Genomic DNA, 24,550 nt, shown 5'->3' with positions numbered 1-24,550 from the left:
CGCACCGAGCCGCCGGATGTCTTACATCAGGTCGTAGGGATCGACATCGATCGACCAGCGCACCCGGCGCGCGTCCGCCAGCGTATCCAGCCGGGGCACAGCCGCGGCGAGCGCCCGCTGCAAGGCCGCGCGGCGGTGCGCGCGCAGCAGCAACTGGGCGCGGGTGTAACCGCCGCGCCGCTCCATGCCGGCCGGGAGCGGCTCGAACACCTCGACGCCGGGCTGCCCGGTAAACAGCGGTCGCGCCGCGTGCAGAAACCGCAGCGGCAGCGCGGGCGCACGCGCCTCGGCGCGCAGCAGCGCAAGGTGGGTATAGGGCGGCAGACCGGCCTGCTCGCGCTCGACGAGCAGGGCGTCACACAGCGCGGCATAGCCCTGCTCGACGAGCAGGCGCAGCAGCGGATGCCCGGGTTCGTGGGTCTGCAGCCAGACCTCTCCGGGCTGGCCGGCGCGACCGGCGCGACCGGCGACCTGCGTGACCAGCTGACCCATGCGCTCGATCGCGCGGAAATCGCTGCCGTAGAGCGCCTGGTCGGCGGAAACGATGCCGACCAGCGAGAGATTCGGAAAATCGTGACCCTTGGCGAGAATCTGGGTGCCGACGAGGATGCGCGCGCACCCCTCGCGGATTTCGGCGAGCTGGCGGTGCAGCGCCCTGGCGCTGGTGATGCGGTCGGAGTCCAAGCGCACGACGCGATGCTGCGGGAAACGATTCGCCAGCGCCTGCTCGATGCGCTCGGTACCGGTGCCGACCGCGATCAGCGCAGTGGCCCCGCAGGACGGGCAGGCGCGCGGTACGCGCTGCTGCGCGCCGCAGTGGTGGCAGATCAACAGGTCGCGGCCGCGGTGCAGCGTCATGTGCGCGTCGCAGTGCGCGCACGGCGCGCTCCAGCCGCAGGCGTGGCACAGCAGTACCGGCGCATAGCCACGCCGGTTGAGAAACAGCAGCACCTGCCCGCCGGCGTCGAGGTGGCGGTCGATCGCCTGCACGAGCGGGGGCGACAGGCCGTGCTCCAGCGGCAACCCGCGCACGTCGAGCACGCGCACCTGCGGCGGCGGCGTGTCGCGCACGCGGCGTTCCAGGCGGACATGGTGGTAACGGCCGGTGCGCGCGTTGTGCACGGTTTCCAGCGACGGCGTCGCGCTGCCGAGCAGCACCGGAATCCCCAGCTTCTGCGCACGCAGGATGGCGACGTCACGTGCCGAGTAGCGAAATCCGTCCTGTTGCTTGTAGGAAGTGTCGTGTTCCTCATCGACGACGATCAGACCCAGCTGCGCAAAGGGCAGCCACACCGCCGAACGCGTGCCGATCACCACGCGCGCCACGCCGGCACGCGCCTGCAGCCAGACTTGTTCGCGCTCGTGCTCGGGCAAAGCCGAATGAAAACTGCACACACCGTCGCCGAGCCGCTCGCAAAACCGCGTCTCGAGCTGCGGCGTCAAGCTGATCTCCGGCGCCAGGACCAGCGCCTGCGCGCCGGCCTCGAGCACGGCCTCGATGCGGCGCAGATAGATCTCGGTCTTGCCGCTGCCGGTGACGCCCTCGACGAGATGCACGCCGAAACGGCCACCCGCCGCCGCGAGCGCCGCCAGCGCCGCATGCTGCTCGTCGGTCGGCGCAGGCCCCGGCACACCTGGCAGCGCCGCAGACTCATCGGTCTGCACTTCGATCCAGCCGCGTTCGACGGCGCGGCGGAGCACCCCGGCGGTCGTCTGCAGTTCTTCCCGGGCACATACGCCCGCGTGCACGCGCTCCAGCAGGGCGCGCAGCGCGCGATAGCGCGCCGGCAGTGTGGTCAAGGCCGTGTGGCCGGCCGCGGTCAGCGCGTAGCGCTCGCGCCGCTCAAGCTCACCCGGCGCGCCCTGGCGCAGACGCCCGGGCAGCGCGGCCATCAAGACTTCGCCGAGCGGATGGGCGTAGTAGGCCGCGGCCCACTCGCACAGCGCGAGCAGCTCCGCGCCGAGCAGCGGCGTCGAATCGAGCACGGCCTCGATGTCGCGGAATTCGGTGCCGTCGGCACCGCCCTCGTGCGGCGGCTGCACGACGATGCCGACGAGGCTGCGCCGGCCGAATGGCACGCGCACGCGGCTGCCGCGGCGCAGCATCGGCGCCAGCGCCGGCGGCACGCGGTAATCGAAAGTCCGGTACAGCGGAACCGGCACGGCGACACTGACGAGCAGGGTGCTCACGCCTTGTGAATAAGCATGTGGATGCCCGCTGCAAGCGCGTCCCCCGCGCCGGCCGCAGCGCGCGCAACGTTCATGGATGCGCCCGGAACGGCAAAAATAATCTTCGTCAAGTCAACATTTTCCACGAACATGACAGGATCTTGACGGATCTGGGTCTTGATTGTGCCGGCGCGCCGTGTTCCGCGTCCGCTGTTCATAAGCCGGACGTACCGCCGGCCGATGATACGGACCGCTTACGCAACCTGCAGAAAACGCCCAGCGCGCGGCGGCCTGCTAGGCTGTGCCGCATGGACGCGCGCGTTACCGCCCACCCGGATCCGCTGTTCACCTCCGCCGCACCCGCGCGCGTGCGCGGGCTCGCGTGCCCGGCCCTCGGTGCGCTGCGCAAACCATACCGCGCGGCAATTCCTGGCACATCGGGGCGCGACTGCGGCACGGCGATCGATGCCCGCCGCCAGCGTCGCTACGGCGGCGCGCCGTGAGCGCAGCGGCCTCCGCGCGCGCCCTGCCGGCGCTGATTCTCGGCGCCACGCTGATTGGCCTTGCCCCCATCTTCGTGCGCGAGGCGCAGCTCGGCCCGACGGCGGTGGCGTTCTGGCGCCTGGCGCTGGCGACGCCGCTGCTCGGCCTGTGGCTATGGCGGGCGCGCGCGACCGTCCTGCCCGGCCGCGGGTGGCCCTGGGGCCTGTGGTTGGGCGGCGCTTTCTTCGCCGGCGACCTCGCGGTCTGGCATCACTCGCTGCACTGGACCTCGGTGGCGAATTCGACGCTGCTGACCAATCTGGCCCCGGTATGGGTGACGCTGGTCGCCGGACTCGTCTTCGGCGAGCGTATCGGACGGATCTTCGTCGTCGGCCTGTGCGCGACGCTGACCGGAGCCGGTGTGCTGATGGCCGACAGCGTGCGCATCTCCGCGCGGACGCTCGCCGGCGACGGGCTTGCCATCGTCACCTCGCTGTTCTACGCCGGCTATCTGCTCGTGCTCAGCCGCAGCCGGGCGCAATATCCGACCGCCGCGGTGATGTTCTGGACGACGAGCGCGGCCGCGTTGTGCACGCTGCCCTTGGTCGGACTGGCCGGCGAGACTCTGTGGCCGGCAACGGCCGCCGACTGGGGGCTGCTCGCCGGTCTGGCCTTGCTGTCACACGTCGGCGGGCAGGGGCTGATCGCCTACGGGTTTGCCCATCTGCCGGCGTCGTTCTCGGCAGTGAGCCTGCTGGTGCAGCCACTCGCCGCCGCGGTCTTCGCCTGGCTGCTGCTGGATGAACCCTTCGGCGGTCAACAGGCACTCGGCGGCGCCATCGTCCTCGCCGGCATCCTGCTGTGCCGCCACGCGCTGCGCCGCGACTGAAAGCCGCCCGCAGCGCAGTTCAGGCCAGCATCTGCGCAATGAAGCGCTCGCACGTCGCCTGATCCATGTAGCGCGGCACCGCGTAGGTGGCATGCGCCTCCTCTAGTGCCGCGGCGGCGATCGCCGGGATGTCTTCACGCCTGAGTTTGTCCACCTTGGCCGGGATTCCGAACTGGGCGTTGAGCGCGCGGATGCGCGCGATGAAGGCGTCGGCGAGCTGCGCCGGAGTCTGCCCGGCGCTGGCCAGGCCGGCGGCGACGGCGAGGTCGGCGAGGCGCTGGGTACAGGCCGGCTTGGAGTAGTCGAGGACATAGGGCATGACGATGGCGTTGGCCAGGCCGTGGGGCAGGTGGTAACGCGCGCCGAAGTTGTGCGCGATTGCGTGCACATAGCCGACCCCGGCACGGGTGAAGGCCAGCCCGGCCTTGTATGCGGCCTCGGCCATCTTCTGCCGGGCCTGCTCGTCGGCGCCATGGGCCATGACCTTGGGCAGGTTCTCCATGATCAGCCGCGTCGCCTCGAGCGCGAGCGCATCGGTTGCGCGCGTCGCATTGCGCGAGATGTAGGCTTCCACCGCATGGGTCAGTGCGTCCATCCCGGTTGCTGCGGTGATCGGTGGCGGCAAGCCTTTCATCAGTGTGCCGTCGAGCGCCGCCATCGTCGGCAAAAGCCGTGGATCCATGATCGCGAACTTGCGCTGTGCCGCAGGATCGGAGACCACCGCCGCGATCGTCACCTCCGAGCCGGTGCCGGCGGTGGTCGGCACGACGTACAGCGGCAGGATCGAACGCCAGACCTTGAACAGGCCAGCCATCTTGGCGACCGGCTTGGCATTGGTCGCGCGCGCGGCGATCACCTTGGCCGCGTCGATCGACGAGCCGCCGCCGACGGCGAGTATCGCCTGCGCGGTCTCGCGCTTGAGCACAACGAGCCCGGCTTCGATCTGCGCGATGGTCGGGTCCGGCTGTATGCCGTCGTACACCGTCCAGGCCACACCCAGCGCAGTGAGCTTCTCCTGCATCGGGCGCACAAGCCCGATTTTCACCAGCATCGCATCCGTGACGATGAGCAGTTTCTTCACCCCGGCCTGGGCAATCGCCTCGCACAAAACGAGCGAGGAGCCGGGTCCAGTGATGACCTTGGGCTGGCGAAACAGCGGCAAAAACCACGTCGCCAGCTTGAGCAGGAACATCCAGATGCGGAAAAACACCACCTTCACCGGAAAGGGAATCATCCGAGCGTCTCCAGCGCCGAAAAACAGGGGCGCATTGTGCCCCAAGCCCATGCGCCTGGCGCAGACCTTTTCAGCGATCTGCATCCAGCGGACGGCGCACGCCACCGTCGGCAAGCGAAAATGGCGAGAAATCGGTGCCCTCGTCGAAGGTATCGACATTCTCCGCGCGCTTGAGGCGGTTGACGACGAAATAGGTCACCGGCGTCATCACGGCCTCGACCGTAACCTTCATCGTGAAATTGAACGCGATCACCGCAATCAGCGCGTCGTTGGTCCAGATACCGTAGAACGCGATCGGATAGAACAACAGCGAGTCGGCGGCCTGGCCGCAGGCCGTGGAACCGATCGTCCGCATCCACAGATAGCGGCCCTGCGTCCACAGCTTCATCTTCGCCATCACGTAGGAATTGACGAAATCCCCGACCCAGTACGCCAGCATGCTCGCAGCGACAATCCGCCAAGTGTTGCCAAAGACGATCTCCAGCGCCGGCTGCAGCGTGGCATTCCACGGCTCGTGCGGACTCGGCGGCATACCGACCACGATCGCCGACATGATCGTGGCGAAGACCAGGGCGCCAAAACCGGCCCAGATCGCGCGCCGCGCGCGGGCATAGCCGTACACCTCGGTGAGCACATCGCCGAAGATATAGGCGACCGGGAAAAACAGGTTGCCCGCGCCGAACGACAGCGTCCCGAGCACGGGCAGCGTGATCGCGCACACCTTGCCCGGCCCGATCAGGTTCGAGCACAGCAGCACGGCGACCATGCCGGCCACCAGAAAGTCGTAGTAGCGGAATGCGCGCATCGGCTCCCCCGGCATGGAATGAACGCTACCGCATCGCGCGACCGGCGTCAGCGCCGCGGCAATGACGGGCAATGAAAAGGCCGGGCATCGGCCCGGCCCGGGTCCCATAGAGGATGGGCGCTCAGTGCCCACCACCCTCCAGCGACTTCACCGCCTGGATCATCGCGATCATCACTTTCTGCGCATCGCCATAGACCATGCTGCAGTTGTCGCGGAAGAACAGCTCGTTCTCGACGCCCGAGTAGCCCTTGCCCTGGCCGCGCTTGATCACGTAGACCTGTTTGGCCTGATCGACGTTGAGGATCGGCATGCCGTAGATGGGCGAGGACTTGTTGGTGCGCGCCGCCGGGTTCACGGTGTCGTTGGCGCCGATGACGACGGCGACGTCCGCTTCCTTGAATTCGTTGTTGATGTCCTCCATGTCGTAGATGATGTCGTACGGCACGCCCGCCTCGGCGAGCAGCACGTTCATGTGGCCCGGCATGCGGCCGGCGACCGGATGGATCGCGAACTTGACCTCGACGCCGGCATCCTGCAGCAGCTTGACGAATTCGTAGAGCTTGTGCTGCGCCTGGGCCACGGCGAGCCCGTAGCCGGGCGCGATGATGACCTTGGACGCATAACGCATGTTGATGGCGGCATCGCCGGCGTCCACCGACTTCATCGTGCCCTGGATGGCACCGGTGCCTTCGGCGCCGCCAGCGCCGAAGTTGGAGAACAGCACGTTGCGGACGCTGCGGTTCATCGCCTTGGCCATCAACAGGGTCAGCAGCGTACCGGCGCTGCCCACGACCATGCCGGCGATCATCAGCGCCGGGTTGTTGAGCACATAGCCTTCGAAGCCGACCGCCAGGCCGGTGAACGCGTTGTACAGCGAGATCACCACCGGCATGTCGGCGCCGCCGATCGGCATCGTCATCATCACGCCATAGACCAGCGCGAGCACGAAGAACAGCGCGATCAGCGGCATCGCCACCGCACCGTGCCGATAGACCATAAACACGCCGATGGCCACGGTGAGCAGCAGGATCGCGCCGTTGATCAGCTGCAAGCCCGGCAGACGCAGCGTCCTGTCGATGCGGCCGTCGAGCTTGGCCCAGGCGATCAGCGAACCCGACAGCGAAACCGACCCGATCAGACCCCCGAGCACCGCCAGCGTCAGGCCGACGCTGCCGTGGGTCTTGTGGCCGAGCAGTTCGATGGCGGCGATCGCAGCCGCGGCGCCGCCACCCATGCCGTTGTAGAGCGCGACCATCTGCGGCATCGCGGTCATCGCCACGCGCTTGCCGCTCCACCACGCCCAGCCCAGGCCGATGGCCAGCGCGATCGCGGCGAGGGTGATGTTGGTCGGCAGGTGCGGCCGCGCCGCCGCGTTGACGTCGAGGGTATAGAGGAAGCTGGCGAGCACGGCGACGACCATGCCCCAGCCGGCGACGACGATGCCCGAGCGCGCCGTCACCGGACTGGACATGCGCTTCAAGCCATAGATGAACAGAAAGGCCGCGGCAAAGTAAGCGGCGTCGATGATCAGAGCAGCATCCATGGGCGCTTCCCCTTTAGCCCTTGTTCTTGTCGGACGGCTTGAACATTTCGAGCATGCGCTCGGTGACGACGTAACCGCCGGCGGCGTTGCCGGCGCCGAGCAGCACACCGAAAAAGCCGATCGCCTGCTCGAGCGTCGTCGAGGCGTTGAGCAGCGCCCACAGCGCGCCGACGACGACGATGCCGTGGACGAAGTTGCTGCCAGACATCAGCGGCGTGTGCAGGATCGATGGCACGCGGCCGATGATCTCGTAGCCGGTGAACGCCGCGAGCATGAAGATGTACAGGGCGACGAAGCCCGTCAGTACCGTGGTTGCGTATTCCATGTGTCAGCCCTCGATGGCCTTCTTGGCCGCCTCGTTCTTGATTTCGCCGGCATGCGTCAGGCAGGCCTTGGCGAGCACTTCATCGTCCCAGTTGATCGCGAACTTCTTGTTGGCGTCGAACATCAGCTCGATCAGGTTGAGCTGGTTCTTGGCGTAGAGCTCGGAAGCATGCTCGGCGAGCATCGACGGCACGTTCAGCGGCGCGACGATCGTCACCTGACCGATTTGCACGGTCTCCCCGGGCTTGCTGTACTCGCAGTTGCCGCCACCATCGGCGGCGAGATCGACGATGACGGCGCCGTTTTTCATGCCCTCGACCTGCGCCTTGGAAATCAGCTTCGGCGAGGGCCGGCCGGGGATCGCGGCGGTGGTGATGACCAGGTCCGCCTGCTGGATGTGCTTGGTCAGCACGGCGGCGACCTTGTCTTTTTCCTCCTGGGTCAGCTCGCGCGCATAGCCGCCGGCGCCGCGCGCATCGACGCCGGTATCGACGAACTTCGCACCCAGCGACTCGGCCTGTTCCTTGGTCTCGGGACGCACGTCATAGCCTTCGACCATCGCCCCCAGACGGCGCGCGGTGGCCACCGCCTGCAAACCGGCCACGCCCAGACCCATCACCAGGCACTTGGCCGGACGGATCGAGCCGACCGCCGTGGTCATCATCGGCAGGATGCGGGCGAGGTGGGTGGCGCCGAGCAGCGCGCCGTAATAGCCGGCGAGCGCAGCCTGCGAGGACAGCGCATCCATCGCCTGCGCGCGCGTGATGCGCGGCACCAGCTCCATCGCAAAGCAGGTGATTTTCTTGTCGCGCATCAGCTTGACCAGCTCCGGCTCGCGATGCGCATAGACGAAGGACAGCAGCACGCTGCCTTCCTTCATCGCGCCGAGCACTTCGGCGGGCGGCGGCTGGACCGCGACGACGATGTCGGCGTCGGAGACCAGGCCCTGCGGGTTGGCCGCGAAAGTGACGTTCTTGTAGGCGCTGTCCGGGATGCGGCTGGCGACGCCGGCACCGGTTTGCATGTGAATCTCGCATCCGAGCTTGATCAGCTTGTCGGCCACGGCAGGCACCATGGCGACGCGTTTCTCGTTCGGTCGCGTCTCTTTGAGCACGGCGATCTTGACCGGCATGTAAACGGCTCCCTGGTCGGAAAACTGGCGAATCGACGCAACGCCCCGGGTTTTTCCGGATGCAGGGCCCGACGTGGGCCGGCAGGGCGCAGCGGGCTGCAAGTCTAACGGAAGGGCTGGGGAATAACACCCAAAACGATGTGAGCGCCACGATAGCCTGGGTCAATGATGCGCCGGCCCGCCCACCGCCGGCGCCAGCGGCGTACCATGACCCCGAGACCGACACCGAGGTCGCCCGATGAAGGAACGCCTGCCGATCCGCGAGCTGCCACCGTTGCCCCTGCAGGAAGGCTCGATGCTGATCGCGCAGAGCAAGTACTTTCTGCCGGGCGAGGATCTCGACGGCATGCGCCGGCGGCTCGCGCATGCGCTATCCCGCCCGGAAGCCGATCCCGGGCGCTGGGAAGAGCCGTTCTACCGCGTGCTGCACTACGCCTTTCCCGCCGGACGCATCATGGCCAACGCCGGCGCCGAGGCGCTCAAACCCAATGTCTCGACGATCAACTGCACGGTGTCGCGTACGATCGACGATTCGATGGCGGGCATCATGCAGGCCGCATCGGAAGCGGCGCTGACGCTCAAGGCCGGCTGCGGCATCGGTTACGACTTTTCCACGCTGCGGCCGCGCGGCGCGCGCGTCTCCGGTGCCGGCGCGACCACCAGCGGACCGCTGCCGTTCATGGACGTGTTCGACGCGATCTGCCGCACGGTCTCAAGCGCCGGCGGGCGCCGCGGCGCGCAGATGGGGTGCCTCGACATCGGCCATCCGGACATCGAGGATTTCATCGTCGCCAAGCGCGAACCCGGCCGGCTGCGCGCGTTCAACCTGTCGTGCCTGATCAGCGCCGATTTCGTCGAGGCGGTGCGCAAAGACCACGACTGGCCGCTGGCCTTCCCCGCGTTCCCCGATGAGCTCGACGGGCTCGATGCCGCGCAGATCGTCTGGCGGCGCTGGCCGCTGCACGATCCGCGCCATACGGTCAACGCGCGCGGCGAGACGGCCTGCCGCGTCTACCGCCGGGTCTCGGCGCGCGCGCTGTGGGATTTGATCATGCGCTCGACCTATGCCTATTCCGATCCGGGCTTCATCCTGATCGACGAGGTCAACCGCATGAACCCGCTGTGGTTCTGCGAGCAGATCCGCGCGACCAACCCCTGTGGCGAACAGCCGCTGCCGGCCTACGGCGCCTGTCTGCTCGGCTCGGTCAATCTCGCCGCGCTGGTCAAAAAACCGTTCACGGCGCAGGCGCATTTCGACTTCGATACCTTCGGCGAGGTCGTGCGCCTGTTCGCACGCATGCTCGACAACGTCGTCGAGATCAACGGCCTGCCGCTACCGGAACAACGCGCGGAAATCCTGCGCAAGCGTCGGCATGGCATGGGCTACATGGGACTGGGATCGGCGCTGACGATGCTGGGTATCCGCTACGGTTCGCCGGAATCGGTGCGCTTCACCGAAGCGGTGACCCGCCGACTCGCCGTCGAGAACTGGCGCGCCGCCCTCGATCTTGCGCGCGAAAAAGGGCCGGCGCCGGTGCTGGCGGAGCTGCACACCCTGACACCGGAGCTGTTGACCCTGCGTCCGGAACTGGCCCGCGACGGCTACGCCGTCGGCGACCGCGTGCCGGGCCGCGTGCTGCACGCGCGCTATTCGCGCTACTTCCAGCGCCTGGCCGAGCTCGAACCCGAGCTGGTGCAGGCGCTCGCCGATGTCGGCGCGCGCTATACGCACGCCACCTCGATCGCGCCCACTGGCACGATGGCCGCCGCGGTCGGCAACAACGCCAGCAATGGCATCGAACCAAGCTTTGCGCACACCTATCTGCGCAACATGATCGTGCCGGGGGAAAAGGCCAAACGCGCGATCCGCATGGACTCCTACGAGCTGCTCGCCTATCGCTGGTGGATCGACCCCCATGTCGCGGCCGAGCGCCTGCCACCGGCCTTCACCGGCACGTCCACCAACACCGATCCGAAAGCGCACATCGACGTGCAGGCGGCGGCGCAGCGCTGGGTCGATGCGTCGATCTCCAAGACCATCAACGTGCCGCCGGACATCGAGTACGAGGCGTTCAAGGATCTCTACCACTACGCGATCGACCAGGGGCTCAAGGGCTGTACGACGTTCCGTTTCAATCCGCAGGTGCACCAGGGCGTACTCGTCTGCGAACAGGATCTGGCCCAGACGCTCTACGAATTCCGCCTGTCCGACGGCCGCAGCGTGCGCCTGCCGGGCGCTGCGCTGGTGGAATACGAAGGCGGCACCTACACGGCGGCGAATCTGTACGACGCCCTCAAGGAAGGCTTTTACGGCAAGCTGTAGCCGGCGGCGGAGGGACCAATGGCAGAAAGCGGCAAGGTCACGCGGATCGACCAGCGCATCGTCGGCTGGTCGGTGGTCAAGGACGCGGCGGCGCCGGACATCGACCCGCTGACGCTGCGCATCGACCGGCGTGAGGAAGGCAGCTGGGAATCGACGACGACCAAGATCGTCCTGACCTCGGCCGGCGGACGCAAGACGATTTACTTCGTGATCGGCTTCGGCGTCGTCTGTGGCCGCATCGGCGGCCGGCGGGTGTGCATCGAGCGGCCGCTCGAATTCTTCGTGCCGGCAGGGCAGACCGCCGCCGAACATCAGTGGGTGTCGGCGACGATGCGCACGCTCTCGCTCGCCGCGCGTGGCGGCTTTCTGGCCAAGGCGCTGGCCGATCTGCGCAAGGTGTCCTGGGATCGCGGCCCGGTCTGGTACGGCAAGACTCGGTCGGGCAAGGCCATGGTGCACGACTCCGAAGTCGCGGCGATCGCCTGGGCGATCCAGCAGGCGCTCTACAGGCGCGGTTTTCTCGACGAGAACGGTCGCGAGCGGTCGCTCGCGGCGCTCGCCGACCACTACGCGCGCACGCGCGACGCCCGCATCCAGGAGCCGCTGGGCACCCCGCAGGCCGACGGCGCAAGCCCGCCGCCGGATGCCGTGCACGCCGCCGTCGGCAGGTGCCCGGAACCGGACTGCCAGGGCGATCTGGTCATGAAAGATGGCTGCCCGACCTGCCTCGACTGTGGCTACTCGAAATGCGGATGAGAGACCGCGGATGCGCAAACCGCAGCGGCGCCTCTAGCCGAAATGGCAGACGTAATGCACCGGCTCCAGCACCTCGATCTCGAAGGCGGAATCGGCAGGCACCGCGAATGACTGTCCGCCCGTGTATTCCTGCGCGGCGCCCGCACCGGGCAGACGCACGCGGCAACGCCCGGCGAGCAGCTCCATGACCTCGGGCGCGGCGGTGGTGAAACGCAGCGTCGACGGCAGCATCACGCCGACGCTCTTGCGGCTGCCGTCCGCAAACAGCACGGTGTGGCTGACGCACTTGCCGTCGAAATAGACATTGGCTTTCTTGACGACGGAGACTCCGTCGAACTGCAGGCCGTCGGCCGGTGGCGGGGTACGCATGTGAAGTCTCTATCAGTCGATCTCGACCATCTGGAAATCGGCCTTGGAGGCCCCGCAGTCCGGACAGGTCCAGGTCTCCGGCACGTCGGCCCACCGCGTTCCGGGTGGAATCCCGTCCTGCGGGGCACCCGCTTCCTCGTCATAGACGTAATCGCAGATCAGGCAGCGCCACTTCTTGTACGGCATCGCATTCTCGGGTCAGGCAAAAACGGCGGCGCATGTTACCCCAAGGCGTTACTGCGTGAGCGAGCGCCGATAAAAAAGGGCCAAGCCCTGCGGCTTGGCCCGAGTACCCGGAAAGGTTGGGGGATCCGGGTTGGGGGGAGAGACCGGTGGACAATCCGGACAGCCTAGGCGGTGGCGCACCAGGGCTTTACGAATCACCCATGGCCGTCACCCTACCGCGCCGGCGCCCGCAGTGCGCGCCCGGCAGGATGCGAGGCGACCCTGGGCAGACGAGCGGCAGTCGCGACCTGCTCATCCGCGCATCCGCATGAGCGGATATACTTACGCCCCGTCTCCCGCCCTGCGCCTTCGCATGACGCCCCATCCGGCCTGCGCCCGTCTCGACGACCTGCTCCGCCGCCGCATCCTCGTGATCGACGGGGCGATGGGTACGATGATCCAGGGCTACCGTCTCGGCGAAGCCGAGTACCGCGGCGCGCGTTTCGCCGACTGGCACCGGGATCTCAAGGGCAACAACGACCTGCTGGTGCTGACCCAGCCCGCGATCATCCGCGAGATCCACGAACAGTATCTGGCGGCCGGGGCTGACATCATCGAGACCAATACTTTCAACGCCCAGGCCATCTCGCTCGCCGACTATGGCATGGAGGCGCTCGCCTACGAGCTCAACGTCGCCGCGGCAAGGCTTGCGCGCCAGGCCGCCGACGCCTGGACCGCGCGCACCCCGGAGCGCCCACGCTTCGTCGCCGGCGCGATCGGGCCGACCAACCGCACTGCCAGCATCTCGCCCGACGTCAACGATCCGGGCAAGCGCAACGTCACCTTCGACGAACTGGTCGCGGCCTATCTGGAACAGGCGCGCGGCCTCGTCGATGGCGGCGTCGACCTGCTGCTGATCGAAACCATCTTCGACACCCTCAATGCCAAGGCGGCGATCTTTGCCTGCGAGACGCTGTTCGAGCAGCGCGCCATGCGCTGGCCGGTGATCCTCTCCGGCACGATCACCGACGCTTCCGGACGCACGCTCTCCGGTCAGGTCACCGAGGCATTCTGGAATTCGGTGCGCCATGCACGTCCGCTCGCGGTCGGGCTGAACTGTGCGCTCGGCGGCAAGGACATGCGTCCATACATCGCCGAGCTGGCGCGCGTCGCCGATTGCTATGTGTCCTGCTATCCCAACGCCGGCCTGCCCAATGCCTTTGGCGAATACGACGAGCGTCCGGCGGAAACGGCCGCGATCCTGCGCGAGTTCGCCGCATCGGGGCTGGTCAACCTCGTCGGTGGCTGCTGCGGCACGACGCCGGCGCACATCGGTGCGATCGCACAGGCCGTTTCCGACCAGGCTCCGCGCACACCGCCGCGCCTGCCGGTGGTGTGCCGGCTCGCCGGGCTCGAACCGCTGAACCTGGTGCCGGAACTGAACTTCGTCAACGTCGGCGAACGCACCAATGTCACCGGCTCGGCCAGGTTCAGGAATCTGATCAAGGCCGGCGATTATGCCGCGGCGCTCGACATCGCCCGCCAGCAGGTCGAATCCGGCGCCCAGATCATCGACGTCAACATGGACGAGGGCATGCTCGACGGCGTCGCCGCGATGCAGCGCTTCCTCAATCTGATCGCGTCCGAGCCCGACATCGCGCGCGTGCCGGTGATGATCGACTCCTCGAAATGGGAAGTCATCGAGGCCGGCCTCAAGTGCGTGCAGGGCAAGCCCATCGTCAACTCGATCTCGCTCAAGGAAGGCGAGGCGAAGTTCATCGAGCAGGCCGCGCTGTGCCGCAAGTACGGTGCCGCGGTGGTGGTCATGGCGTTCGACGAACAAGGCCAGGCCGATACCCTGCAGCGGCGCAAGGAGATTTGCGCACGCGCCTATCGCATCCTCACCGAGCGCGTCGGATTCCCGGCCGAGGATATCATCTTCGACCCGAACATCTTCGCGGTCGCCACCGGCATCGCCGAGCACAACGCCTACGGCGTCGATTTCATCGAGGCGACGCGCTGGATCAAGCAGAACCTGCCATACGCGAAGGTTTCCGGCGGCGTGTCCAACGTGTCGTTCTCGTTCCGCGGCAACACCTTCGTGCGCGAGGCGATCCACTCCGTGTTCCTCTACCACGCCATCCGCGCGGGCATGGACATGGGCATCGTCAACGCCGGCAGCCTGCTCGTCTACGACGAGCTCGATCCCGAGCTGCGCAGCCGTATCGAGGACGTGATCCTCAACCGCCGCGCCGATGCGACCGAGCGGCTGCTCGAAATCGCCGAGCGCTTCCGGCAGACCGGTGGCGACAAGCGCGAAACCGAGGATGACGCCTGGCGGCAGTGGCCGGTGCGCGAACGCATCAAGCACGCGCTGGTCAAGGGCCTCGACCAGTACATCGAAGCCGATACCGAAGCCCTGCGTGCCGCCCTCGACGCCGAGGGTAAATCGCCGCTCGACGTGATCGAAGGCCCGCTGATGGACGGCATGAACGTCGTCGGCGACCTGTTCGGCGCCGGCAAGATGTTCCTGCCGCAGGTCGTCAAGTCCGCGCGCGTGATGAAGAAAGCCGTCGCCTACCTGATTCCGTTCATCGAGGCGCAGAAAAAACCGGGAGAGGCGCAGGCCAAGGGCAAGATCGTCATGGCCACGGTCAAGGGCGATGTCCACGACATCGGCAAGAACATCGTCGGTGTCGTGCTCCAGTGCAACAACTACGAGGTCGTCGATCTCGGCGTGATGGTGCCGGCGCAGAAGATTCTCGATACCGCGAAAGCGGAGAAGGCCGACATCATCGGCCTGTCCGGCCTGATCACGCCCTCGCTCGACGAGATGGTGCATCTCGCCAAGGAGATGGAACGGCAGGGCTTCGACATCCCGCTGCTGATCGGCGGGGCGACGACCTCGCGCGCGCACACCGCGGTCAAGATCGCACCCGCCTACAGCGGCCCGGTGATCTGGGTCAAGGATGCCTCGCGGTCGGTTCCGGTGGTCTCTGCGCTGCTGTCGCCGGAGCTTAAGCCCAAGCTGCTCGCCGAAACCGAACAAGAGTACGCGCAGATCCGCGAGCGCCATGCGAACAAAGGCCGGCAGGAGAAATTCCTGCCGCTGGCCGATGCGCGCGCCGACAAGACACCGATCGACTGGAGCCGCTATCACCCGCCACGGCCACGCATGCTGGTGCAGCAGATGCGCGATGTCTGCGAAGCACCTTCCTGCGACCATCGCCATTCCGGCCATGCGCTCCAGCACGTGCGCGTGTTCAAGGACTACTCGCTCGCCGAGCTGCGCGACTACATCGACTGGCAGCCGTTCTTCATCGCCTGGGAACTCAAGGGTCGCTATCCGGATCTGCTCAACAGCCCGGCCACCGGCGAGGCCGCGCGCAAGCTCTACGCCGACGCGCAGGCGATGCTGGACCGCATCATCGACGAGAAATGGCTGACCGCCAATGGCGCGATCGGCCTGTTCCCGGCGGCACAGGTCGATGACGACGACATCGAGGTCTATGCCGACGAGGCGCGCACCGAGGTGCTCGCGCGCCTGCACTGCCTGCGCCAGCAAACCGAGCATCGCCCCGGCGTACCCCACCGCTGCCTCGCCGACTACGTCGCGCCGCGCAGCACCGGCCTGCGCGATTACATCGGCGCGTTCGCGGTCACCGCCGGGCTGGGTTGCGCCGAACGCGTCGAAGCCCTGCGCAAGGCCCACGACGATTACAGCGCGATCCTGCTCGAATCGCTCGCCGATCGTCTGGCCGAGGCTTTCGCCGAGCGCCTGCACCAGCGCGTGCGCAAGGAGTTCTGGGGCTATGCCCCCGACGAGCATCTGGACAACGACGAGTTGATTGCCGAGCGTTACGTCGGCATCCGCCCGGCGCCCGGTTACCCGGCCTGTCCCGAACACAGCGAAAAAGCGACGCTCTGGCATCTGCTCGACGTTGAGCGCAACTGCGGCATCCGCCTCACCGAGAGCTATGCGATGTGGCCCGGCGCCGCGGTCAGCGGCTGGTACTTCGCGCACCCGCAGGCCCAGTACTTCGTCGTCGGGCGCATCGACCGCGATCAGGTCGCGGACTATGCGCGTCGCAAGAACTGGTCGATCCGCGAGGCCGAAAAATGGCTGGCGGCGAACCTGGGCTACGAGCCCGAGGACTAAGCTGCATCGGCCTCACCCGGAGTCGCCCATGCCGCGCATCCTCGTCCTGCTCGCCCTGCTGTGCACCACCGTCACCGGCACAGCCCTGGCCGCACCCGCGCAACGCTTCCCCAGCGCGCACGGGGCGGTCGAGGTCGTGCGCATCGCGCAAGGACTCGAACACCCCTGGAGCCTGGCGTTCTTGCCGGACGGGCGCCTGCTGGTGAGCGAGCGGCCGGGGCGGCTGCGCCTGATCGGCCGCGATGGCACGGTCTCGGCGCCGCTCGCCGGTGTTCCTGCCGTGTCCGCGCGCGGGCAGGGCGGGTTGCTCGACATCGCGCTGGCGCCGGATTTTGCGCAATCGCAGCGCCTTTACTTCTGTTATGCCGAAGCGCGCGCACGCGACAACGGCACGACGCTCGCGCACGCCCGGCTCACCGACGGCGGCCTCACCGACCTGCGCGTGATCTTCCGCCAGCAGCCGTCATGGCCGGGGCAGCATCACTTTGGCTGCCGCATCGTCTTCGCTGCCTCCGACACGCTGTACCTGACCCTCGGTGACCGCAACAGTGCACGCGAACACGTGCAGTCGCTGGACACCCACATCGGCAAGATCGTGCGCCTGCGCGCCGACGGCTCGGTCCCGGCCGACAATCCTTACGTCGGCATTCCCGGCGTGCGTCCGGAGATCTGGTCCGTGGGTCATCGCAACGTCCAGGGTGCGGCATTGCATCCGCAAAGCGGCCGGCTGTGGGCGCACGAGCACGGTCCGCGCGGCGGTGACGAGGTCAACGTCGTCCGCGCCGGATACAACTACGGCTGGCCGGTGATCACCTATGGCGAGGAGTACTTCGGCGGCAAGATCGGCGAGGGCACGCACAAATCCGGCATGGAGCAACCGGTGCATTACTGGGTGCCGTCGATCGCGCCCAGCGGCATGGCCTTCTACACCGCCGAGCGCTTCCCTGCCTGGCGTGGCAATCTGTTCGTCGGCTCGCTCAAGTTCGGCCTGTTGGTCCGGCTGACGCTCGACGGCGAGCGCGTCGTCGGCGAGGAGCGCCTGCTCGAGGGCCTGGGCCAGCGCATCCGCGACGTGCGCCAGGGGCCGGATGGGTATTTGTACCTGCTCACCGACGCCAGTGATGGCGCGGTGCTGCGCGTCGGCCTGGTGCCGCGCTAGCACGCTTGCGCGGCGCGTCATCGCGTCGTAAAAGTGCCCGCATGCAGTACCTGCTGGATCGCATCGGCCGCGGATTCGAACAGGGACGGATCGAATTCGCGGCTCCGGATGGCCGCACCTGGACCCTCGGCCAGGGCGAACCGGTGGCGCATGTGCACCTGCGCGACGCCGGCGTGCTGCGCCATCTGCTGATCCACCCCGCGCTGCATTTCGGCGAGGCGTACATGAATGGCCTGTGGACGCCCGCCGACGGCGATTTGCGCCCGGTGCTGCGTATCGCCGTCCGTCTGGCGGCGCATCTGGGGCGGCGCGCGCCGGCACTGCGCCGCCTGCTCGCCTACCGCGAGGAGTTCAATACCCCGGCGTCGAGCCGGCGCAACGCCGCCCATCACTACGACATCGATTTCGAGCTCTATCGCCGTTTCCTCGACGAGGACCTGCATTACTCCTGCGCCTACTTCGCCGAAGACGGCATGACCCTGGAGCAGGCCCAGCAGGCCAAGTGCGCGCACATCGCGCGCAAGCTGGACCTGCGACCCGGTGCGCGGGTGCTCGACATCGGCTGCGGCTGGGGCAGTCTCGCGCTGTATCTCGCGCAGCACCACGGCGCACACGTCACCGGCATCACGCTGTCGCAGGCACAGCTCGAAATCGCCCGGCAGCGCGCCCAGGCGCGCGGGCTGGGCGCGTGCGTGGACTTCCGCCTGGAGGATTACCGGCAGACGCGCGGCCAGTTCGACGCCATCATCAGCGTCGGCATGTTCGAGCACGTCGGCCGCCCGCAGTACCGGCGCTTCTTCACGCAGATCGCGCAACTGCTTGCGCCCGATGGCACCGCGGTGTTGCACACGATCGGGCGGCGCTCGCCATCCGGCGGGATGAATCCGTGGATCCGCAAATACATCTTCCCCGGTGGTTACATCCCGGCGGCCTCGGAAGTGCTCGCGGCCATCGAACCGAGTGGCCTGGTCGTCGCCGATCTGGAGATCTGGCGTCGCCACTACGCCTACACGCTGGCCGAATGGCACCGCCGCTTCGCCGCCCGCGCGCATGAACTGCCGGCGCGTTTCGACGACCGCTTCAGGCGGATGTGGTCGTTTTATCTGCTCGCATCGGAGGCAAACTTCATCGAAGGCGAACTCGTCGTCTTCCAGTTCCAGCTCTGCCGGCGGGTGGACCGGCTGCCGCTGACGCGAGACTATCTCTACCGCCTGGACGCCGCACAGGTGCGCTGATCCGGCCTGCGCCAGCGCATGGCCCGGTGCGGCGAGCACCATCCGCAGCGGCGGGCTGCTCGCGTATCATCCGCGGCCGCCCCACGCGACCTCACCGTGTCCGAGTCATCCGCCTTCGCAGAGCGTTATGCCGCCGTGCGCGACCGGCTGCTCGTGCGCGACGCGCTGCGCCTGGACCGGCTGCTCGCGCAGAGCAATGCCCGGCGCTTGGATGCGCACCGCTTCGAGCGCGACGTGCAGCAGGCGCTCCTGCGCGCGGAGAACCGCGCGCGCCTGCGGCCGCAGCAGATCGACTATCCCGAAGCGCTGCCGGTGGTGCAGATGCGCGAGACGCTGCTCGCGGCGATGCGCGCGCACCCGGTGGTCGTGGTCTGTGGTGAGACCGGCTCGGGCAAGACCACGCAGTTGCCCAAGCTGTGCCTGGAGCTGGGATACGGGATGCGCGGCCAGATCGGCCACACCCAGCCACGCCGGCTGGCGGCGCGCAGCATCGCCAGCCGCATCGCCGCCGAGCTCAAGACGGAACTCGGCCAGCTCGTCGGCTACGAAACGCGCTTCGACCGCCGTGTCTCCGACGCCAGCCTGATCAAGCTGATGACCGACGGCATACTGCTCGCCGAGCTGGGACGCGATCCGCTGCTCGCCGGCTACGACGCGATCATCATCGACGAGGCGCACGAGCGCACGCTCAACATCGACTTTTTGCTCGGCTGGCTCAAGCGCATCCTGCCGCAGCGTCCGGATCTGAAGGTGATCGTCACCTCGGCGACGCTCGATCCCGAGCGCCTGTCGCGCCACTTCGGCGGCGCGCCGATCATCGAAGTCTCCGGGCGCACCTATCCGGTCGAGATCCGTTACCGCCCGCTCGCCGACGACAGCGACGCCGAAGGCGCCATCGCCGATGCGGTCGCCGAGCTCTGGTCGCGCGGCGCATCCGGGGGCATTCTGGTGTTCCTGCCGGGCGAACGCGAGATCCGCGATGCCGCGCGCGTACTCGGCGGCCGCTTCCCCGATGCCGAGATCCTGCCGCTGTATTCGCGCCTGGCGTCGAGCGCACAAGACCTCGTCTTCCTGCCGGCGCGAAAGCCGCGCATCGTGCTGGCGACCAATGTCGCCGAGACCTCGCTGACAGTGCCGGGGATCCGCTATGTCATCGACACCGGCACCGCGCGCATCAGCCGCTTTGCCCCGCGCACCGGTGTGCAGCAGCTGCACATCGAACCGGTGTCGCAGGCCTCGGCGAACCAGCGCGCCGGCCGTTGCGGCCGGCTGGGGCCGGGGACTTGCATCCGGCTCTATGCCGCGGACGACTTCGCCGCGCGTCCGGCATTCACCGATCCGGAGATCAAGCGCGCGAACCTCGCCGGCGTGCTGCTGCAAATGGCCGCACTCGGCCTGGGGCGCATCGAGACCTTCCCCTGGGTCGATGCACCCGAGGGCCGCCACGTCGCCGAGGCGACGCGCGTACTGGAGATGCTCGGCGCCTTCGACGAACGCGGGATGCTCACCCCGCTCGGACGCGAACTCGCACGCCTGCCGCTGGATCCGTGCATCGGACGCATCGCGCTCGCCGGGCGCGGCACGCCGGTGGAAACCGAAGTCTTCGTGCTCGCCGCCGCGCTGTCGGTGCAGGACCCGCACGAAGTGCCCGCGGATGCGCCCGACGCCGCGCGCGAAAAGCATGCGCAATGGCGCCACCGGCGCTCGGATTTTCTGTCGCTGCTGCTGCTCTGGCAGCGTTTCCGGCAATGGAGTGCATCGGCCTCCAACCGCCAACTGCGGCGGTTGTGCCGCGAGCACTTCGTCTCCTTTCTGCGCCTCGAAGAATGGGAAGCGGTGTACCACCAGATCTGCGAACTGCTCGGCAGCCGGACGGCAACGTCCGCGCCGAACTGGACGGCGGAATCGCTCGAGGCGGTGTATGCGCCGATTCACCAGGCCCTGCTCGCCGGGCTGATCGACCACATCGGCCAGAAGCTGCCCGAGCAGCCGGAATATCAGGGCCCGAAGGGGCGGCGCTTTCGCCTGCATCCCGGCTCGGCGCTGGCCAAGAAAATGCCGCCCTGGGTGATGAGCGCGCAGCTGGCGCAGACCTCGCGCCTGTATGCGCGCACCAATGCCGCGATCGAGCCGCAGTGGCTCGAATCCGTCGCCGGCCATTTACTCAAGCGCAGCCTGCTGCATCCCACCTGGCATCCGGAGCGCGGCGAAGTGCTCGCCACCGAACATCTGAGCCTGCTCGGCCTGGCGCTGGGCACGCGCGCACGGCACTACGGCTCCACGCATCCCGCCGAGGCGCGGGCGATCTTCATCCGCGAGGCGCTCGTCAACGGCCGCATTCCGAAGAAGCCGGCGTTTCTCGAACACAATCTCGGGGTCATTGCAGCGATCCGCGAAAAAGAAACACGCCTGCGCCGGCCCGACCTGCTCGCCGATACGGCGGACCTGTTCCGCTGGTATGACGAACGCCTGCCGCCGCAGATCTGCACGACGGCTGCGCTCAAGCGCGCGCTGGCCGATCCGACGCCGCCGCGCCTGGCCGAGCGCTTGACCATGACCGAACGCGATGCGCTGCGTCCCGGCGCCAACGCCGATGTCGGCGCGCTGTTTCCGGACCATCTGGACATCGGCGGCATCCGCGTGGCGCTGTCGTATCACCACGAACCCGGCGCCGCGCACGATGGCGTGACCTTTCACATTCCGGTCGATCAGGCGCATGCGTTGCCGCCCGAGGTGTTCGACTGGTTGGTCCCGGGCCTGCGGCCGGATCTCATCGAGGGATTGATCCGCACGCTGCCCAACCGGCTGCGCCGCGCCTTTACGCCGATTGCGGCGTTCGCGCAGGCCGCGGGCGCGCGGCTCGACCCCGCGCACGGGGCCTTGCTGCCGCAGCTGTGCCGTGCGCTCGAAGCGATGACCGGGGTGGCGGTGACACCGGCGGATTTCGCGCCCGCGCAGCTCGAACCGTATCTGAAACCCCGCTTCCAGCTGTTGGATGCCGACGGCCGCGTGCTCGCCAGCGGCGACTCGCTGGCGGCGCTGCGGCAGCACCATCGCGGCGCGGCGCGCGCCGCCCTGGCCCGCGCGGCCGCGCGTGACGAGACGCTCGCGCGCTGGACCCGCACCGGCATCAGCGACTGGGATTTCGACGATCTGCCGACCCACGTCGTGCTCGCGACCGGGGCGCGCGCCCATCCAGCGCTCGATGCGCAGGAAGAGCGCATCGATCTGCGGCTGTTCGAATCCGCGGAAGCGGCGGCACGCGCACACCACGCCGGCGTGCGCGCGCTGCTGTTGCTGCGCCTGAGCGATCGGCTGCGCGATCTCGGCAAGCAGGTGCGCCGCCATCTGGGGCTGCTGGCAACCGCCTTCGCGCTGGATGTGGATGTGCTCGCGCGCCAGCTCGCCGAACGCAGCGCCGATGCCGTGCTCCTCGATCCGCTGCCGTACACGCGCGCGCAATTCCAGGCCGCCCTGGAAAAACGCGGCGCGTTCTCTACGGACGCCCAGCGCCGGCTCGAGGACATCGCGCGCTGGCTCGGCCGCGCACGTGAGCTGCGTGCGCGCATCGAGGCCCTGGGCACACGCTGGCCGGATGCAAGCGCGGATCTGCGCGATCAACTCGGCAGCCTGTTTGCGCCTGGCTTCATCCACGCGATTCCGGAGCCGCAATGGCAGCGCATCGCGCTGTATCTGCGCGCGATCGACGTGCGCCTCGAGCGCCTCACCCACAAGCCGGCGCGCGATGCGGCGCTCCTGCACCAAATCGCGCCGTATGTGGCGCGTCTGCCGCACCCATTCCATCCCGCGCGCTGGCTGCTCGAGGAGTGGCGCATCGCCCTGTTCGCGCAGGAGCTGCGCGCCCAGGGTGCGCCGAGCGCGGCGAAGATCGACGCCGCGCTGCGCGGGTAGACTAGGGCAGGCCCGTCTTCTACCAGCCAGCGGATAAAGACAGCGTGGACACGATTGCCGCCGAAGACCGTCTCATCGTCGCCCTCGACGTACCCAGTGCCGTGCAGGCGCGCGCGCTGGTCATACAGCTCCAAGAGACCGTGCGTTTCTACAAGATCGGTCTGGAGCTGTTGATGGCGCCCGGTTTCTTCGACCTGCTCGACTGGCTCAAGGGCGAGCACAAGAAGGTCTTCGTCGATCTGAAATTCTTCGACATTCCCGAAACCGTGGCCCGCGCGGTACGCAACCTCGCCGAGCGCGGCGCCGATTTCTGCACCGTCCACGGCAACCAGTCGATCATGGAAGCCGCCGCCAAGGCCAAGTCTGGCGGCCTGAAGGTGCTCGCGGTCACCGCGCTGACCAGCCTGGACCGCGGCGATCTGGCCGATCTGGGCTTTGCCTGCGACGTCGCCGACCTCGTGCTGTCGCGCGCGCGCCGCGCGCTCGCTGCCGGCTGCGACGGCGTGGTGTCCTCGGGGCTCGAAGTCGCGCGCCTGCGCGCCGAGGCGCCGCGCAAACTGATCTGTGTGACGCCGGGCATCCGCCCGGTCGACAACCGGATCGAGGCGGATCAAAAGCGCATCATGACGCCGGCCGCGGCCATTCGCGCCGGCGCCGACTATCTCGTCGTCGGCCGGCCGATCCGCGATGCCGCCGACCCGCGCGCGATGGCCATGCGCATCCAGTCCGAGATCCTGCACGCGCTGCACGACGCCGGCATCCCCACGACCGGGGCGCGGTGAGGCGCCGGCTTTGTGCAAAAGCCCGGGCGCGGTTTAAGTTGACGCCATGAGACCGATCGAAAACGACCGCTTGCTGCGCGCGCTGCGGCGCGAACCGGTGGACCGCACGCCGGTGTGGATGATGCGCCAGGCCGGCCGCTATCTGCCCGAGTACCGCGCCTCGCGCGCCAAGGCGGGCGATTTCATGAGCCTGTGCCGCAACCCCGAGCTGTGCTGCGAGGTCACGCTGCAACCGATCGCGCGCTATGACCTGGATGCGGCGATCCTGTTCTCCGACATCCTCACGGTTCCGGATGCGATGGGCCTGGGACTGCGCTTCGTCGAACACGAAGGCCCGGTCTTCGACCGTCCGGTGCGCGACGCGCAGGCCATCGAGGCGCTGCCGGTTCCCGATCCCGAGACCGAGCTGCGTTACGTCATGGATGCGGTCCGCACGATCCGCGCCGCGCTCGGCACACGCCTGCCGCTGATCGGCTTTGCCGGCAGCCCGTGGACGCTCGCGACCTACATGGTCGAGGGCGGCGGCGGCTCGGACTTCACGCAGATCAAGCAGATGGCCTATGCCGCACCGGAAACGCTCGAGCATTTGCTCGCCAAACTCACCGCCGCGGTAAGCCTGTATCTCGAAGCGCAGGTCCGCGCCGGCGCGGATGCGCTGATGCTGTTCGACACCTGGGGCGGGGTGCTCGCGCCGGCCGACTACCGGCGCTTCTCGCTGGAACCGATGGCACGCATCGTCGCCCATCTCAAGCGCGTCGCCGCGCAGGTGCCGGTGATCCTGTTCACGAAAAATGGCGGCGCGCACCTCGAAGTGATGGCCGAGACCGGCTGCGATGCGCTCGGGTTAGACTGGACCACGGACCTCGCCGCGGCGCGCGCGCGGGTCGGGGATCGCGTCGCGTTGCAAGGCAACCTCGACCCGGCCTGGCTGCTCGCTCCGCCGGCGCGCATCGAGGCGGCCGTGGCGCGGGTGCTCGCATCCTACGGCTCCGGCCCGGGGCATGTATTCAACCTCGGACACGGTATCCTGCAGCAGACGCCGCCGGAACACGCGGCGGTGATGGTCGAGGCCGTGCGCGCCTTGAGCCCGGCCTACCATCGCAGGTCATAG

The 24,550-nt window shown here is 68.0% G+C and carries 19 protein-coding genes; 10 read left to right on the top strand and 9 right to left on the bottom strand.

Annotated elements, in window-relative coordinates; all coding sequences use genetic code 11:
* Positions 1–21: 21 nt before the first annotated feature.
* Complete coding sequence (locus tag BMZ48_RS01180; RefSeq protein WP_091530374.1) at positions 22–2,190, bottom strand: primosomal protein N'; 2,169 nt, start codon at positions 2,188–2,190, stop codon at positions 22–24.
* Complete coding sequence (locus BMZ48_RS12830) at positions 2,187–2,387, bottom strand: hypothetical protein (RefSeq protein WP_143383590.1); 201 nt, start codon at positions 2,385–2,387, stop codon at positions 2,187–2,189. Before BMZ48_RS12830 ends, BMZ48_RS01180 begins: the two co-directional genes overlap by 4 nt.
* 90 nt (positions 2,388–2,477) lie before the next feature.
* On the opposite strand from BMZ48_RS12830, the gene BMZ48_RS01175 reads away from it, so the two are divergent.
* Positions 2,478–2,672, top strand: a complete 195-nt coding sequence (locus BMZ48_RS01175; protein WP_091530372.1) for a hypothetical protein — start codon at positions 2,478–2,480, stop codon at positions 2,670–2,672.
* Positions 2,669–3,541 carry a DMT family transporter gene (locus BMZ48_RS01170; RefSeq protein WP_091530369.1) on the top strand — a complete coding sequence of 291 codons (873 nt, stop codon included), beginning with the start codon at positions 2,669–2,671 and terminating at the stop codon, positions 3,539–3,541. The genes BMZ48_RS01175 and BMZ48_RS01170 overlap by 4 nt, the downstream gene beginning before the upstream one ends.
* Before the next feature lie 19 nt (positions 3,542–3,560).
* Here BMZ48_RS01170 and BMZ48_RS01165 read toward each other — a convergent pair whose 3' ends face one another.
* The 5 genes from BMZ48_RS01165 to BMZ48_RS01145 all read right to left on the bottom strand — a co-directional run bounded on the left by BMZ48_RS01165 (position 3,561) and on the right by BMZ48_RS01145 (position 8,579).
* Positions 3,561–4,775, bottom strand: coding sequence for an iron-containing alcohol dehydrogenase (locus BMZ48_RS01165; RefSeq protein WP_091530729.1), 1,215 nt, complete (start codon positions 4,773–4,775; stop codon positions 3,561–3,563).
* Between the two features lie 70 nt (positions 4,776–4,845).
* A complete protein-coding gene (locus BMZ48_RS01160; protein WP_091530366.1) occupies positions 4,846–5,580 on the bottom strand; it encodes a queuosine precursor transporter in 735 nt (244 codons plus the stop codon).
* A 121-nt stretch (positions 5,581–5,701) separates the two neighbouring features.
* Positions 5,702–7,123 (bottom strand): NAD(P)(+) transhydrogenase (Re/Si-specific) subunit beta, encoded by a 1,422-nt coding sequence (locus BMZ48_RS01155; RefSeq protein WP_091530363.1) that lies wholly within the window; start codon positions 7,121–7,123, stop codon positions 5,702–5,704.
* A gap of 13 nt (positions 7,124–7,136) precedes the next feature.
* Positions 7,137–7,448, bottom strand: coding sequence for an NAD(P) transhydrogenase subunit alpha part 2 (locus BMZ48_RS01150; RefSeq protein ID WP_091530360.1), 312 nt, complete (start codon positions 7,446–7,448; stop codon positions 7,137–7,139).
* Positions 7,449–7,451: 3 nt separating this feature from the next.
* Positions 7,452–8,579 (bottom strand): NAD(P) transhydrogenase subunit alpha, encoded by a 1,128-nt coding sequence (locus BMZ48_RS01145; RefSeq protein ID WP_091530357.1) that lies wholly within the window; start codon positions 8,577–8,579, stop codon positions 7,452–7,454.
* A 238-nt stretch (positions 8,580–8,817) separates the two neighbouring features.
* Between BMZ48_RS01145 and BMZ48_RS01140 the strand changes: the two genes are divergently transcribed.
* On the top strand, positions 8,818–10,902 hold the full coding sequence (locus BMZ48_RS01140; RefSeq protein ID WP_091530354.1) for an adenosylcobalamin-dependent ribonucleoside-diphosphate reductase: 2,085 nt from the start codon (positions 8,818–8,820) through the stop codon (positions 10,900–10,902).
* A gap of 18 nt (positions 10,903–10,920) precedes the next feature.
* Positions 10,921–11,658 carry a hypothetical protein gene (locus BMZ48_RS01135; RefSeq protein WP_091530350.1) on the top strand — a complete coding sequence of 246 codons (738 nt, stop codon included), beginning with the start codon at positions 10,921–10,923 and terminating at the stop codon, positions 11,656–11,658.
* A gap of 33 nt (positions 11,659–11,691) precedes the next feature.
* Here the strand turns inward: BMZ48_RS01135 and ppnP are convergent, their stop codons facing one another.
* Entirely contained in the window at positions 11,692–12,027 is a 336-nt protein-coding gene (gene ppnP, locus BMZ48_RS01130) for a pyrimidine/purine nucleoside phosphorylase (protein WP_091530347.1), read from the bottom strand.
* Positions 12,028–12,039: 12 nt separating this feature from the next.
* Positions 12,040–12,213, bottom strand: a complete 174-nt coding sequence (locus tag BMZ48_RS01125) for a rubredoxin (protein ID WP_091530344.1) — start codon at positions 12,211–12,213, stop codon at positions 12,040–12,042.
* A gap of 352 nt (positions 12,214–12,565) precedes the next feature.
* Here BMZ48_RS01125 and metH point away from each other — a divergent pair, with 352 nt between their 5' ends.
* The 6 genes from metH (at position 12,566) to hemE (ending at position 24,550) form a co-directional block, all read left to right on the top strand.
* Complete coding sequence (gene metH, locus BMZ48_RS01120) at positions 12,566–16,351, top strand: methionine synthase (RefSeq protein ID WP_091530341.1); 3,786 nt, start codon at positions 12,566–12,568, stop codon at positions 16,349–16,351.
* A 28-nt stretch (positions 16,352–16,379) separates the two neighbouring features.
* Positions 16,380–17,510 (top strand): PQQ-dependent sugar dehydrogenase, encoded by a 1,131-nt coding sequence (locus BMZ48_RS01115; protein WP_091530338.1) that lies wholly within the window; start codon positions 16,380–16,382, stop codon positions 17,508–17,510.
* Between the two features lie 41 nt (positions 17,511–17,551).
* Positions 17,552–18,745 (top strand): SAM-dependent methyltransferase, encoded by a 1,194-nt coding sequence (locus BMZ48_RS01110; protein WP_091530336.1) that lies wholly within the window; start codon positions 17,552–17,554, stop codon positions 18,743–18,745.
* 96 nt (positions 18,746–18,841) lie between these two features.
* Positions 18,842–22,657 (top strand): ATP-dependent RNA helicase HrpA, encoded by a 3,816-nt coding sequence (hrpA, locus tag BMZ48_RS01105; protein ID WP_159431031.1) that lies wholly within the window; start codon positions 18,842–18,844, stop codon positions 22,655–22,657.
* A 44-nt stretch (positions 22,658–22,701) separates the two neighbouring features.
* Positions 22,702–23,439, top strand: coding sequence for an orotidine-5'-phosphate decarboxylase (pyrF, locus tag BMZ48_RS01100; RefSeq protein ID WP_091530330.1), 738 nt, complete (start codon positions 22,702–22,704; stop codon positions 23,437–23,439).
* 46 nt (positions 23,440–23,485) lie between these two features.
* Positions 23,486–24,550, top strand: a complete 1,065-nt coding sequence (gene hemE / locus BMZ48_RS01095) for a uroporphyrinogen decarboxylase (RefSeq protein WP_091530327.1) — start codon at positions 23,486–23,488, stop codon at positions 24,548–24,550.

The organism is Fontimonas thermophila (assembly GCF_900113085.1).
In the GTDB taxonomy this organism is placed as follows: Bacteria; Pseudomonadota; Gammaproteobacteria; order Nevskiales; family Nevskiaceae; genus Solimonas; species Solimonas thermophila.
The sequence above is the reverse complement of the archived record's forward strand: the minus strand, read 5'-3'. Positions and strand labels throughout refer to the sequence as shown.